At 46.6% G+C, this 14,035-nt stretch carries 14 protein-coding genes; 10 read left to right on the top strand and 4 right to left on the bottom strand.

Features of this window, described 5'->3' with window-relative positions; all coding sequences use genetic code 11:
• Nucleotides 1–37: 37 nt before the first annotated feature.
• Together gshA and AB8S08_RS08495 are read left to right on the top strand one after the other, a co-directional pair.
• Complete coding sequence (gene gshA / locus AB8S08_RS08500) at nt 38–1,654, top strand: glutamate--cysteine ligase (protein ID WP_369742505.1); 1,617 nt, start codon at nt 38–40, stop codon at nt 1,652–1,654.
• Complete coding sequence (locus tag AB8S08_RS08495) at nt 1,651–2,274, top strand: hypothetical protein (protein ID WP_369742504.1); 624 nt, start codon at nt 1,651–1,653, stop codon at nt 2,272–2,274. The genes gshA and AB8S08_RS08495 overlap by 4 nt, the downstream gene beginning before the upstream one ends.
• Here AB8S08_RS08495 and AB8S08_RS08490 read toward each other — a convergent pair.
• On the bottom strand, nt 2,251–3,528 hold the full coding sequence (locus AB8S08_RS08490) for an HlyC/CorC family transporter (RefSeq protein ID WP_110076210.1): 1,278 nt from the start codon (nt 3,526–3,528) through the stop codon (nt 2,251–2,253). The genes AB8S08_RS08495 and AB8S08_RS08490 overlap by 24 nt on opposite strands.
• A 119-nt stretch (nt 3,529–3,647) precedes the next feature.
• The gene (locus tag AB8S08_RS08485) at nt 3,648–4,436 is read right to left on the bottom strand and encodes an inner membrane protein YpjD (RefSeq protein WP_110076243.1); all 789 of its coding nucleotides are present in this window, start codon (nt 4,434–4,436) and stop codon (nt 3,648–3,650) included.
• 142 nt (nt 4,437–4,578) lie between these two features.
• Here AB8S08_RS08485 and ffh point away from each other — a divergent pair, with 142 nt between their 5' ends.
• From ffh to tyrA, 6 genes are all read left to right on the top strand, one after another.
• A complete protein-coding gene (gene ffh / locus AB8S08_RS08480; protein WP_110076211.1) occupies nt 4,579–5,952 on the top strand; it encodes a signal recognition particle protein in 1,374 nt (457 codons plus the stop codon).
• Nucleotides 5,953–6,057: 105 nt separating this feature from the next.
• Nucleotides 6,058–6,306 carry a 30S ribosomal protein S16 gene (gene rpsP / locus AB8S08_RS08475; RefSeq protein WP_110076212.1) on the top strand — a complete coding sequence of 83 codons (249 nt, stop codon included), beginning with the start codon at nt 6,058–6,060 and terminating at the stop codon, nt 6,304–6,306.
• Nucleotides 6,307–6,329: 23 nt separating this feature from the next.
• Nucleotides 6,330–6,860 (top strand): ribosome maturation factor RimM, encoded by a 531-nt coding sequence (rimM, locus tag AB8S08_RS08470; RefSeq protein WP_110076213.1) that lies wholly within the window; start codon nt 6,330–6,332, stop codon nt 6,858–6,860.
• Nucleotides 6,860–7,636, top strand: a complete 777-nt coding sequence (trmD, locus tag AB8S08_RS08465) for a tRNA (guanosine(37)-N1)-methyltransferase TrmD (RefSeq protein WP_110076214.1) — start codon at nt 6,860–6,862, stop codon at nt 7,634–7,636. Before rimM ends, trmD begins: the two co-directional genes overlap by 1 nt.
• 20 nt (nt 7,637–7,656) lie before the next feature.
• Nucleotides 7,657–8,022 (top strand): 50S ribosomal protein L19, encoded by a 366-nt coding sequence (gene rplS, locus AB8S08_RS08460; protein ID WP_110076215.1) that lies wholly within the window; start codon nt 7,657–7,659, stop codon nt 8,020–8,022.
• A 102-nt stretch (nt 8,023–8,124) separates the two neighbouring features.
• Nucleotides 8,125–9,252, top strand: a complete 1,128-nt coding sequence (gene tyrA, locus AB8S08_RS08455; protein WP_313932100.1) for a bifunctional chorismate mutase/prephenate dehydrogenase — start codon at nt 8,125–8,127, stop codon at nt 9,250–9,252.
• Here tyrA and AB8S08_RS08450 read toward each other — a convergent pair.
• A complete protein-coding gene (locus AB8S08_RS08450) occupies nt 9,217–9,609 on the bottom strand; it encodes a response regulator (protein WP_369742503.1) in 393 nt (130 codons plus the stop codon). The two genes, tyrA and AB8S08_RS08450, sit on opposite strands and share 36 nt — an antisense overlap.
• 57 nt (nt 9,610–9,666) lie before the next feature.
• On the opposite strand from AB8S08_RS08450, the gene AB8S08_RS08445 reads away from it, so the two are divergent.
• The gene (locus tag AB8S08_RS08445; RefSeq protein ID WP_369742502.1) at nt 9,667–10,299 is read left to right on the top strand and encodes a cytochrome b/b6 domain-containing protein; all 633 of its coding nucleotides are present in this window, start codon (nt 9,667–9,669) and stop codon (nt 10,297–10,299) included.
• Nucleotides 10,300–10,307: 8 nt separating this feature from the next.
• On the opposite strand, the gene AB8S08_RS08440 is transcribed toward AB8S08_RS08445, so the two are convergent.
• Complete coding sequence (locus AB8S08_RS08440; protein WP_369742501.1) at nt 10,308–10,784, bottom strand: cytochrome c; 477 nt, start codon at nt 10,782–10,784, stop codon at nt 10,308–10,310.
• 129 nt (nt 10,785–10,913) lie between these two features.
• Between AB8S08_RS08440 and AB8S08_RS08435 the strand changes: the two genes are divergently transcribed.
• Nucleotides 10,914–14,027 (top strand): amidohydrolase family protein, encoded by a 3,114-nt coding sequence (locus AB8S08_RS08435; protein ID WP_369742500.1) that lies wholly within the window; start codon nt 10,914–10,916, stop codon nt 14,025–14,027.
• Nucleotides 14,028–14,035: the final 8 nt, after the last annotated feature.

Raw genomic sequence — 14,035 nt, 5'->3', positions numbered from 1 at the left:
TTTAACTTTGCTCGTTTAAGCAAGGCAGGGAATTATTTTGCAGTCACAATTTGCCACTAGCGTCGCACTGTTAGCGACCGCCGAGAACATTGGAACCTTACGCGATATTCAGCGTGGTGTTGAACGCGAAGCATTGCGCATAACCACCCAAGCGAAATTGGCGCCAAGCCCTCATCCATTAGCTTTGGGAGCAGCGTTAACGCATCCACTCATAACTACCGACTATGCTGAAACCTTAATGGAGTTTATTACTCCAGTAAGCACTGATATTGCTATTACCTTGCAGCAACTTGAAGATATTCATACGGTTACCTATCAGCACCTAGCTGACGAGCTACTTTGGCCATTGAGTATGCCATGTTTTGTGGGTGAAGAAAGCGATATTGTGGTTGCTCAGTATGGGCAAAGTCATAGCGGCAAAATGAAGACCTTGTATCGACAAGGGTTGACTCATCGCTACGGCGGCGCGATGCAGATTATTGCTGGAGTGCATTATAACTTTTCGGTACCCGATAGTGTCTGGGAAATCCTTGCTGAGCAAGAGCAGGTGGCCTTAACCAGTGACTTTGTGTCTGCGAAATATTTTGGTTTGATTCGTAACTACAAGCGGATCTGTTGGGTTATCCCTTATCTATTTGGTGCCTCACCTGCCATTTGTAAGTCTTTTTTGCGCCATACCGAAGGCAACATGGACTTTAGTGAAACTGGCAAAGGTACTGTGTATCGGCCTTATGGCACCTCATTACGAATGAGTGACTTAGGCTACACCAATAAAGAACAAGCGGATTTAAAAATCACCTACAACTCGCTGAACGAGTATGTGGCTGGTTTGCGTCGGGCGATTTCCACACCCTCGACGGCATTTGCCAAAATTGGCGTAAAAGATGGAGATACTTATCGCCAGCTCAATGCCAATATTCTACAGATAGAAAATGAGTTTTATTCGCCGATTCGACCCAAACGAGTTGCTCGTGCTGGTGAGACGCCAACGCAAGCATTAGCTCGAGCTGGGGTTGAGTATATTGAAGTACGTGCATTGGATGTGAATCCCTTTAGTAATGTGGGTATAACCGCAGCGCAAATGCGTTTTTTAGATATGCTACTCATGTATTGCGTGTTAAAGCCAAGCCCGACTATGGATTGGGATGCACAGGTAGTGGCGGATAAGAATTTTAACCGAGTGGTTATGGATGGTCGTAACCCGCGCCTAACTTTGCTTGATGGTGATTATGAACGCCCGATTGCTGACTGGTTAGAAGATATTTTTGCCGACTTACAGAGCCTAGCTAAGTTATTTGATCAAGCTCATGCAACGGATGACTACACGAAGACGGTAGCTGATCAATATCGAGCCGTACTGAACCCTGAACTCACCTTGTCTGGCCAATTTATGGCGCAGCTGTTAGAGCAAGGTTTAGATAACAGTGAAGTTGGGATGCGCTTGGCGCAAGCCTACAAAGCGCAGTTGCTAGAACGGCCGTTACAATATTTTACTGAAGCGGAATTTGAGCGCTTGCGTGAAGCTTCGCTAGATGCACAATTGCAACGTGAACAGCAAGATGAACTCACTAGCTTCAGCGATTTTCTAACGGAATACTTTGCGTCGGCGGCACAAAGTGCTGCACCCCAAGCACAAACGGACGAGATGGCATGAAGGTACGGGTAGCAACAGGGGTAGTGGCAGCTTTAGTAGCAACTCTGTTAAGTGGATGTGCTACACCGCCACCGAAAGAACCTGAAAATTTATGTAAGATCTTTTATGAGAATCGAGATTGGTACGATGCAGCCGCTAACATGCGCGACAAGTGGGGCGTTCCGATCCAAGTGCCGATGGCTATCATGTACCAAGAAAGCTCGTTCAAAGCCGATGCTTTGCCGCCTCGAGATTATCTGTTATGGGTGATTCCTTGGGGACGAGTGAGTAGCGCCTACGGTTATTCGCAGGCGAAAACCTTGACCTGGGAAGACTACGTACGAGAAACCGGAAACAGTTGGTCCTCTCGCGATAACTTTGATGATGCGATTGATTTCATGGGATGGTTTATTCATAAAAGCCACCAAGTTAATGGCGTATCTAAATGGGATGCCTACGCTCAGTATTTAAATTATCACGAAGGCTGGGGCGGCTATAAACGCGGTACCTACCGCAACAAACAGTGGTTAGTTAACACCTCAAAACGGGTCGCTGAGCGGGCCTCGCGTTACGGGGAGCAACTACGAGGCTGTGAAGAAGACTTACAACGTGGATGGTTATGGCGTCTGTTCTTCGGCTAAAAAACGCACCCGCTTAACTAAGCTGTCAGTGCTTTCGACAATCTCAATGGCGTGGCCATTGATGCGTAAGCACAACGGATATTGTGGGATATCGCCCAGCTGCTCAATGATCAGGCCACTCACAGTTTTGGGGCCATCGGTGGGCAGCTGCCAATTCATTTCTTTATTTAAATCACGAATATTGGCCACACCTTCTACCAATACTGAGCCGTCAGCTTGCAGCTGCGCCGTTTCACTCGGTGCTGGTGCTATGCTAGTAGTAAAGTCACCAACGATTTCTTCGAGAATATCTTCTAAGGTCACTAAACCCTGAATATCGCCGTATTCGTCAACGACCAGACCAATGCGCTCTTTGGCGCGCTGAAACTTCAGCAATTGCACGTTGAGTGGCGTCCCCTCAGGGATGTAATAGATATCCCGTGCCGAACGAATAATCTCGGCTTTATCGGTTTCTTGGTTGTTCTTGGTGAGCAGTTGCATGATATCGCGAGCATGCAAAAAACCAATCGCATCATCAATTTCACCGCGATAAAGTAACAGTCGAGTATGTTGGCTTTGACTCAACTGTTTGATCATCGATTTCACATCATCTTGCACATCGATACCGGCGATTTCTGCACGTGGTACCATCACATCTTCCACGGTCACTTTCTCTAAATCAAGAATGCTTAAGAGCATCTCTTGGTGACTACTAGGAATCATCGAGCTAGCTTCGTTCACTACGGAACGCAACTCGTCTGAACTGAGAGCGTCTTGGCTACCAGCGGCCGCTGGATTAACTCCAAGCATGCGCATAAAACCATTGGTAATAAAGTTAACTGATGCCACTACCGGATAAAGAAGCGTGAGCATAGGCTTGAGGAGTAACGAGCTAGGAAAGGCAACGCGCTCTGGATGGAGCGCAGCAATAGTTTTGGGGGTAACTTCAGAAAAAATTAATACCAGTAAGGTCAGGCCAAAAGTTGCAACAACAATACCGGCATCACCAAAGAGTCGAATACAAAGAATCGTGGCAATAGAAGATGCTGCTATATTGACTAAGTTGTTGCCAATCAGAATCAGGCCAATCAGACGATCAGGACGGTCAAGCAGAAACTGAACGCGATTTGCGCCGGGGTGTCCTTGTTGTGCTAAATGTTTTAGTCGATAACGGTTGACCGACATCATGCCAGTCTCTGAACCCGAAAAATATGCTGAGCAAATAAGTAAAACCGCCAGCATGATGACTAGGGTTGAGGTTGATATTGCGTCCAAAAAAACTTACCTGTTTTTAAAATAATTAGGTCTAATTTAATCACCCCACTGATCAAGTCAAGCAGATAGCGTTGAAATGCGGTGAATAATGCGTATGGGTAGTAAATTTGCGTTAATGATTACATTGAAAGCAGAATATCTCTCACCACGCGGCTACCAAAATAAGCGAGTGTCAGAATACCGCTACCAACCACACTAGCGATAACTAAGCTGCGTCCGCGTACCTTTCTAACACGATGGAAAAATAGCACCATGGCGTAGATGATTAACGCGATGAAGGTAAGGATGGTTTTGTGAGCTTGACCTTGTTCAAACATGTTGTCGAGAAAGATAAAGCCACTGCTAATAGCCAACAACAACATCAAGGTACCGGTAGCAACCAACCGAAAAAAGTAGCGCTCTACGGTCATGAGCGGCGGAAAGTAACCTGTTAGTAAGTTACTGCGATGATGTTTGAGTAAATAGGTAAGATAAAGAATTTGTACCGCGTACAAACTCGCGAGTACTAGCACTGCGTAGGCCAGTAGTGACAAGACGATGTGAATGGCTAGACCATTCGCAATATCAACGCTAGCACCCCAATTAACCGGGCTAGCAACCATCAGCACTAGGCTGACTGCGGCAAAAATGTAAATGATAGGACGCAATAGCAGGCTGTTGGCACGCTTATTCTTAACTAAAGTGAGCGCGCTCAATAAAAACGCTACGGTGCTTAAACTGCTGGTTATATTCAAATGATCAAAGTCGTCACTTTTTAGGTAGTTCCATAATAAGCCAGCATGACAAAGCAGTGCCGCAAACGGCAATAACCACTGCCAGCGTACCGCTTGAGCACGGGTGAGGCCTCGCCACACCACAATGGCGCTAACCACATAGAGAGCTAACGTAATTAAAAGCAAGATAATCATAGGTATCATCAGCATTGAAACAGGTAAACCTAGTATATGCATTGTTGTTGCTAAACCCAATAGGATCAGGAAACTTTGCTTGAATTAAGATATACTCGGCGCAATATGGTCAACAACCCAGATAGAAAGTGGATGCATTGGCATGTTTGAAAATTTAAGTGAACGTTTATCCCAGTCGTTACGCAACATCAGCGGGCGTGGTCGATTAACGGAAGAAAACATTAAAGAAACCTTGCGTGAAGTGCGAATGGCACTGCTCGAGGCCGACGTGGCGTTACCGGTGGTGCGTGAATTTGTCGCACGGGTAAAAGAACAAGCTGTGGGTGCTGAGGTGAATAAAAGCCTGACGCCAGGGCAAGTGTTCTTAAAGATTGTTCAAAAAGAGCTTGAGCATGCGATGGGGGATGGCAATGTCCCACTTAACCTAGCTACACAGCCGCCGGCCGTGGTGCTGATGGCTGGCTTACAAGGTGCGGGTAAAACCACCAGTGTGGGTAAGCTAGCGCGCTATTTACGCGAAAAGCAAAAGAAAAAAGTGTTAGTGGTGAGTGCGGACGTCTACCGTCCTGCAGCGATTAAGCAGTTAGAAACCCTAGCAGCGGAAGTTGAAGTTGAGTTTTTTCCATCAGACATAAGTCAGCAGCCTGTTGCCATTGCCGAAGCTGCCATCGCGCATGCCCGCAAAAAGTTTATGGATGTGGTGTTGGTGGACACTGCCGGACGAACCGCAATTGATGAACAGATGATGGCGGAAATCAAACAGTTGCATGCGGCCATCAAGCCAATTGAGACGCTGTTTGTGGTAGATGCCATGACTGGTCAAGATGCGGCAAATACCGCTAAGGCGTTTAGCGAAGCGCTGCCATTAACCGGGGTAGTGCTGACTAAAACAGATGGTGATGCTCGCGGCGGTGCGGCTTTATCGATTCGTCATATTACTGGCCAGCCCATTAAGTTCTTGGGGGTTGGCGAAAAGAATACTGCGTTAGAACCGTTCCATCCTGAGCGGGTAGCTTCGCGAATTTTAGGGATGGGCGATGTGCTCTCCTTGATTGACGAGCTAGAACAAAAAGTTGATAAAGCAAAAGCTGAGAAAGTAGCCAAAAAGGTCATGAAAGAAGGTAAGTTTTCGTTAGAAGACTTCCGTGACCAGTTGGCGCAGATGCGTGATATGGGCGGCATGATGGGGCTGATGGATAAATTGCCGGGGATGGGCAATATGTCAGCACAAATGAAAGGCCAACTTGACGATAAAGTAACGGTTCGTATGGAGGCTATCATCAACTCCATGACTCCGAAAGAGCGAGAGCATCCAGATTTAATCAAGGGCTCTCGCAAGCGTCGAATCGCGACTGGGTCTGGTACTCAAGTGCAAGACGTGAACAAATTGCTGAAGCAATTTATGCAGATGCAAAAGATGATGAAGAAAATGAAAGGTGGCGGAATGGCAAAAATGATGCGCGGCCTAGGTGGCATGGGTGGTAAATTACCGCCAGGCATGTTCCCCAAACGCTAGACAAAACTTGCATTTCGTACAAATTTCGGTAAAATTGCGCGGCTCTTCGACCTAGGTCGGAGCTTTTACTATTTACTTAACATTAAAACTGTATCGAGGAACGTAATGGTAACCATTCGTTTACAACGTGGTGGCGCTAAAAAACGCCCATTCTACCAAATGGTAGTTACTGACAGTCGCAATGCCCGCGACGGTCGTTTTATTGAAAATGTAGGCTTCTTCAACCCACTAGCTCGTGGTCAAGAAGAAACCTTACGCGTAGATTTAGATCGTGTTGACCACTGGGTTGGTACTGGCGCGACTTTATCTGAGCGTGTAGCTAAGTTAGTTAAAGACGCTCGCAAAGCGGCTTAATTTTTATTTCGCATTAGGTAGCTATGAGCACAACATCTGAAACAGTAGTACTTGGTCAACTTGGTGCCGTATACGGTGTTAAAGGTTGGCTTAAGGTGCAAAGCTATACCGACGATGCGGAAGCCATTTTTACATACAGCCCTTGGCAAATTGTAATCCAAGGCAAGCAGCAAACAGTCACGGTCGAAGAATGGCGTCGACATAATAAAGGACTGATTGCGAAGTTGGCTGGCATTGAAGATCGGGACCAAGCTCATTTAATGACTGGTGCTGACATCATTATCCCAGCAGAACAATTGCCAGAATTGCCAGCGGATGAATTTTACTGGCGCGACCTGATTGGTATGACTGTAGTGAACACTGACGGTTATAACATGGGGGTAGTTGACCAGATTATGGCCACAGCATCGAATGATGTGATGGTGGTGAAAGCGAACAATAATGATGCGTTTGGTCGCACTGAACGTTTGATTCCGTTTATTCAGAGTCAATATGTGCAGTCAGTAGATAAAACAGCTCAGCGCATTATTGTTGATTGGCCGTCGGATTTTTAATGACTAAACAATTACAGGTAGGGGTGATTAGCCTTTTTCCTGAAATGTTTCAAGCCATTACCGACAACGGTGTGACCGGCAGGGCGGTTCGTGACGGGTTATTGGATATTCATCTGATTAATCCGCGTGATTTTACCCACGATCGGCATCGTACCGTTGATGACCGTCCCTATGGAGGCGGGCCAGGCATGTTAATGATGGTGCAGCCGCTCACTGATGCGATTGCAGCAGCCAAACAGCAGCTTGGGGCCGATGCTAAGGTGATTTATTTATCACCTCAGGGTCGCAAGTTGGATCATGCTGGAGTTAAGCAATTAGCTCAGTATAGCCAACTTATCCTAATCGCCGGTCGCTACGAAGGCATTGATGAACGAGTGATTACTCGTCATGTTGATGAAGAATGGTCGATTGGAGATTACGTGTTAAGTGGTGGTGAATTACCGGCCATGGTGTTAATTGATGCTGTTGCTAGAATGATTCCTGGAGTTTTAGGACATCAAGATTCAGCTAGCGAAGATTCTTTTGCCACCGGGTTGTTAGATTGCCCACACTACACACGACCAGAAGTTTTAGATGGTGAGGCGGTTCCTGCTGTATTGCTCAGCGGTAACCACGAAAATATACGCAAGTGGCGTCTACAACAATCACTAGGTCGTACCTGGTTAAGACGTCCTGAATTAATTAATCACCTAGCTCTGACTGACGAGCAGCGGCGACTTTTAGATGATTTTATTGATCAACAACAAGTTGCAACTGATAACGAATCGGGCAGTTAATCTAGGCAAGTGAGGCTATTATGGCAAAAGTTAGTCAGAATTTGATCAAAGCGATCGAAGACGAGCAATTAAAAACCGACCTGCCGGCGTACGCGCCAGGCGATACAGTGGTCGTTAATGTTAAAGTAACTGAAGGTAACCGTGAGCGCGTTCAGGCATTTGAAGGTGTGGTTATCGCAAAACGTAATCGTGGCTTACACAGCGCAGTAACCGTTCGTAAAATCTCTAACGGTGAAGGCGTTGAGCGTACTTTCCAAGTACACAGCCCAATCATTGATAGCATCGTAGTTAAGCGTAAAGGTGCGGTTCGTCGCGCTAAGCTTTACTACCTACGTGAGCGTTCAGGTAAATCTGCACGTATCCGTGAGAAGTTGTCAGCTAAATAAGCTAGCTCAAGCTTATATCGAAAAACCCGCCGCTGGCGGGTTTTTTTATGGTACAAATAAGCACATGATTCACTCCCCCAATAATGCATGAGGTAGCCTTCCATGTTAGATCCACAGCAGCACTTGCAGCAACTGCGCGAGGCCATTGATAACACCGATAGTGAATTGGTTCAGATCCTTCTTAAACGCAGACAACTTGCAGCAGAAGTGGGGGTGGTGAAACGCCAATTAGGGCAGCCATTGTATGTTCCCGAACGAGAAGCAAGCATGCTGGTAGCGAAGCGCAAACAAGCGGAGCAAGCTGGACTTTCTCCAGATCTTATTGAAGATGTGCTGCGCCGCATTATTCGCGAGTCTTATCAACAGCAGCAAGCGGCAGATGTGCATTTAAATGACAAGACAGTAGTGATAGTTGGTGGTAACGGGGCGCTGGGGCAACTTTTCGTACGTTTATTTAGCTCTGCTGGCGCTAAGGTACTCATACTAGATAAAGACGATTGGCAGCACGCCGAGCATTTTTGCGAGCAAGCAGATTTAGTGCTGATATCCGTGCCTATAGCTCATACCTTGACTGTTATTGAAGCATTACCCAGCTTGCCTCCAGGTTGTATTTTGGCAGATTTAACCAGTGTAAAGCGGCAACCCTTGAATGCCATGTTGGCCAAACATAGTGGCCCTGTTGTGGGCCTTCACCCAATGTTTGGCCCCAAACAAGTCACCCTAGCCAAACAGCTAGTGGTGGCCTGCCATGGTCGTGATGAAGACCAATACCAATGGCTATTAGCAAGCATTGAACGCTGGGGTGCTCATATTAAGGCGCTCACAGCAGCAGCACATGACCAAGCGATGGCGTTTGTGCAGGTACTGCGACACCTATCTAGTTTTGTCTATGGTTCGCATTTAGCCGCAGAACAAGCTGATCTGCAGCAGTTATTAGATTTAAGTTCACCAATCTATCGCCTCGAGCTGATGATGGTAGGGCGTCTGTTTGCCCAAGATGCCGAGCTGTACGCCGATATATTGCTGGCTGAGCCGAATAATATTGCTATGTTAAGGCGTTATGTTCAGCGTTTTGAAATGGAACTAAAGCGGCTCGAACAAGGTCGTAAAGATGAATTTTTACAAGAGTTTACTCGTGTGCGCGAGTATTTTGGCGAATTTGCCGAGCGCTTTTTAAGCGATAGCCAACGGCTGTTAGATACCGCTGGCGATAGCCATCAAATCAGCTAATTGGGTGGGAGATACCGGTTTAGTCAGCTGATGTTTGATTCCAATTGTTTGGCATTCTGCGCTTATTTCGGCTGTGCTATGGCCGCTGATCATGGCTGCTAGAGGGGCGTCATCACCTAACTCCGCAACGATTTTGCAATAGGCTTCAAGGCCAGTAAAATCTGGTAATTCTTGGTCTAGGAGAAGCAAAGCAGGCCGTTCAGCTAGTGTTTTAGTAACAGCCTCGGAACCAGATTGAGCGGTAATAATTTCGACAGAATAATGACTTAACATAGCTTTGAGCACTTCAAGCGAAATAAAGTCATCATCAACTACCAAGACTTTGGCGGGTGCTGATTGAGCGTTTGCGGCGGCCATTGGGTACTCCTATGATTGATTGTTGTTACTAGCTATTGAACAGAAGGAAAGAAGAAAATGCAACGGGTAAAAATTTGGGACGCATTCGTGAGGCTTAATCACTGGCTGATGGTCGCTTTAGTGGTAGCGCTTTGGTGGACCGCCGAGCAGGGTGAAATGGAACGTCACTTACAGTTGGCTGGCATATTGGGCGGTTTAATCGTTGCACGCATACTGTGGGGCCTTTTCGGTAGTGAATCAGCACGCTTTAGTAGCTTTGTAAAAGGCCCTGCTGCAGTCGTTGAGCACTTCAAAGAATTAGGGCAAGGACAGTATCAACCAGGCAATACTCATAATGCAGCTGGTGGCTGGGCGGTCGTTGCTCTACTGCTAGTATTGTTGGTGCAATTTACCACAGGGTTATTTGCCGATGATGAGATTTTCTTTAGTGGCCCGCTGGCGAGTGCAGTAAGCGGTGACATGTCAGATTTTTTAACGGGTATTCACAAAGATAACTTTAATGTGTTGATTGCTGTTGTGGTGTTGCATGTTGTCGCAATTATTCTCTATCGCTTACGCGGCATTAACTTAGTTGCGGCCATGATTCACGGCAAACGAGAAGGGGTAGCAGCGCCGCGTTTGGTCAATGCTTGGTGGGCAATAATAGCGGCAGCCGCACTGGCTACCGCATTCTATTTCTTCATTAACTAAGTATTGGTTTAGTCTTTGTATTGGTCGTGGCAGGCTTTACAGTTTTTCGCCGCGGCCATAAAGGCTTTGCGAATATCACCTTGGTTACCAGACTCCGCTGCCGCAGCTAAGGCTGCAGCGTCTTGTTGAAATGACTCGGCGCGCTGCATAAAGTCGTCCCAATTATCCCAAATGGCAGGTAAAGCATCGCTGTTATTACCTGGCATTGCACCAGTTTGGCTAAAGCCAATCCAAGGCATAGCGCTTAAGGCTGAAAAATCTGCCGCTCGAGCTTTAAAAATTTCACCATCAAATTCCATATCACCTTTTACCATATCGCCAAGGTAGGCAAAGTTATTTTGCATGAGCGAGAGTGCTTTTTGGCGATATTCTACGGCTTTATCGGCATCATTAAAGGCATGTTGTGCTTGCACCGGGCTGAAAGATACCGCACCAAACACTACAATGCCGCTTAGACATGACCACAGAGCTGATTTTAAACGCATAATAATCTCCTTGATTTTAGCTATTTAACGTTTGCAGTACGCTTTTCATCCCTAAATGGATTGCACACTGATAAGACTCAATTTACTGTAGCATGATAATAATCACAAAACCTTATTAAGGGGAACCAGATGAAAGGGAATAATCACCTAAGTAAACTGGCGTTGGCACTATGCGCAGCCTTACCGGCTACTGTCATGGCATCACAAACAACGCCAGTACAAGGGTTACACGATCACAGTTCAAGTTTTGTGGCACTACAAAATGCTACAGTTGTTACTGAGCCAGGAAAACAACTTAAGAATGCCACATTAGTTATCCGCAATGGTAAAATTGAATCTATCTTAACCAATAATCAAGCTCCTGCTGGCGCTCGGGTTGTAGATGCGAGTGGTCACACGATTTATCCTGGATTCATTGACGCCTACAGCGACTACGGTTTGCCTAAAGCGAATGGTGGTGAACGTGCGCCTTATCGCAGTCAACCACCGCAATACAACAACAAGCGTGAAGGTGGTAACGCAGCGAACGATGCAATTCATGCTCAAGTAGATTGGGTGGATTCTTTCGCAACCTCAAGTAAAGATGCTAGAAGCTACATCGAACAGGGCTTTACGGCGGTTCAATCAGCTCGCTTAGACGGTATTTTCCAAGGGCAAGCGACCACTGTGTCACTAGCCGATACGATTGCTAATAATGCCGTGTACAATGCCAAAGCACGACATTTTGGTTCGTTCGATAAAGGCTCATCAAAGCAACAATATCCATCTTCTTTAATGGGCTCTATTGCGTTGATTCGACAAACTTTGTCTGATGCTGCTTGGTATGAAGACGCAGCTGGCAAACAAGCTTACAACGGCCCGGTAGAATATAATGCCGCATTGGCAGAATTAGCTCCCATAGAGCAAGAAGGCATGGTTTTTAAAGTGTCTGACGATAAAGACTTGCTGCGTGCCTATGATGTCTTTAGTGGATTTAAAGTTCCTGTAACTTTTGTTGGCTCTGGTTTTGAATACGCTCGTTTAGATGCGATTAAAGCAACTCAAGCACCAATCATTCTTCCTCTTAACTTTCCGGCAGCACCGGAGGTAAAAGGAGTGGATGATGATCTTGATGTGAGTCTTGCTGACTTACGTCATTGGGAGCGTGCGCCGGGTAATGCCGCTGCGTTAGCGCAAGCTGATATTGACTTCTCTTTTACGTTACACCAATTAAAGAAGGCTAGTGACTTCTGGCCTAATTTACGTAAAGCCGTAGCCCACGGGTTATCTAGCGACAAAGCCTTGGCCGCGCTAACAACCGTACCGGCGCAAATTGCTGGGGTTAGCGATAAAGCAGGAAAATTGGCAGCAGGTTATATGGCCGACTTTGTGGTTGTCGAAGGCGATTTGTTCGTTGATGGAACCATTAAATCAGTTTGGCTACAAGGACAAGAAGTTGAGTTGGAGCCACTGCAACAAGCTGATTTTGCCGGCAACCTCACTCTTAACCTTGCGGATAGTGAGGTAAGTCTTGAACTCAAAGATGGTAAGCGGCCATCTGGCAAGCTCAAAGTAGGGGACGAATCCGTTGCCTTGAAAGATCTTCGTCGCACGGAGTCGACCTTAGAATTCGTAGTCAACACTGCACTGTTGGATCAGACAGGTGCTTGGCGCATTCGTCTCGATCAAACCGCTGCTGATAGCTTTACCGGTGTGGCTATAGCTCCAAATGGCTCTAGCCTACCAATCAGTGCTAATCGTGCCGCTGCAGCAGAGCCCGCTGCAGAAAAAGCAACCACAACTCAAGCGAATTATGTGAGCCGGTTAACCTTCCCGAATGTGGCGTACGGTTTAGATGCTTTGCCTGAGCGTCAGAATGTACATATTAAAAATGCGACCGTGTGGACCGCCGATGAAGCGGGCGTCCTCGAAAATACTGATGTGTTAATTCGTAATGGTGAGTTTTACAAAATTGGTAAAGATCTTGCGACGCCATCCGGGTATACCCTGATTGACGGCACTGGCAAACATGTGACGCCAGGCATTATTGATGAACATTCACACATTGCTATTGAAGGCGGCGTGAATGAAGGATCAGAAGCGATCACTGCTGAAGTGCGGATTGGTGACGTGGTTAATCCAGACGACATCCACATTTATCGCTCGTTGGCAGGCGGTACCACCATGGCGCAACTACTTCATGGCTCAGCGAACCCTATGGGTGGACAGGCGCAAGTTATTAAACTGCGTTGGGGAGCAACGGCCAACGACATTAAATTTGATGCAGCGCCACCAAGCATTAAATTTGCGTTGGGTGAAAACGTGAAGCAAAGCAACTGGGGCTCGGCTTACACCGTACGTTATCCACAAACGCGTATGGGCGTTGAGGCAGTTATGCGTGATGGCTTTATTGCTGCACGTGAATATCAACAACGTCGCGATGCCTACAACAAGCTAAGCCGTAAGGAGAAGGCGCGTACTGCACCACCACGTCCAGATTATCGCTTGGAGACCTTACTTGAAATCCTCAATAAAGAACGATTTGTACATGCGCACTCGTATGTGCAATCAGAAATCTTGATGTTATTGCGCTTAGCTGAGGAGTTTAACTTCACGCTAACCACCTTTACCCACATTTTGGAAGGCTACAAAGTTGCTTCAGAAATGGCCAAACATGGCGCTGGTGCATCGACCTTTGCTGATTGGTGGGCATTTAAGTTTGAAGTTTATGATGCCATTCCTTACAACGCCTGTCTGATGGCTGACAAAGGCGTGTTAACCAGCATTAACTCGGATAGTAACGATTTGCAGCGTCGCTTAAATACTGAAGCAGCGAAGTCTGTAACCTACTGTGGTATGTCAGAGCATGAAGCTCTACAAATGGTCACTTTGAATCCTGCGAAACAACTTAAAATTGACCAATACGTAGGTAGTATCAAAACCGGCAAACATGCTGACTTTGTGATTTGGAGTGGTCATCCACTAAGCGCTTACTCGCACCCAGAACAAACTTGGATCAATGCTCGTAAATACTTTGATCGTGAGTACGACCAGCAGTTGCGGGCGCAGTTGCAGCAAGAAAAGCAAGGCCTGATTCAGAAGGTATTAGGTGCCACTGATGAAGAGCGTCAGGGGAGTGCTAATGGTTACAAACCACAGCAGCCAACCTGGCACTGTGATGACAATCATGATGTCTGGAGCGATGCTTATACCGCTCATGGTGAGCACATCCACATCAACCATTCGCACACTCAGGCTGAATAAGGAGAGCA

Origin of the sequence: Pseudidiomarina sp. PP-1MA, assembly GCF_041200125.1 — a bacterium.
Classification (GTDB): Bacteria; Pseudomonadota; Gammaproteobacteria; order Enterobacterales; family Alteromonadaceae; genus Pseudidiomarina; species Pseudidiomarina fusca.
This window is presented reverse-complemented; position numbering and strand designations above follow the sequence as displayed.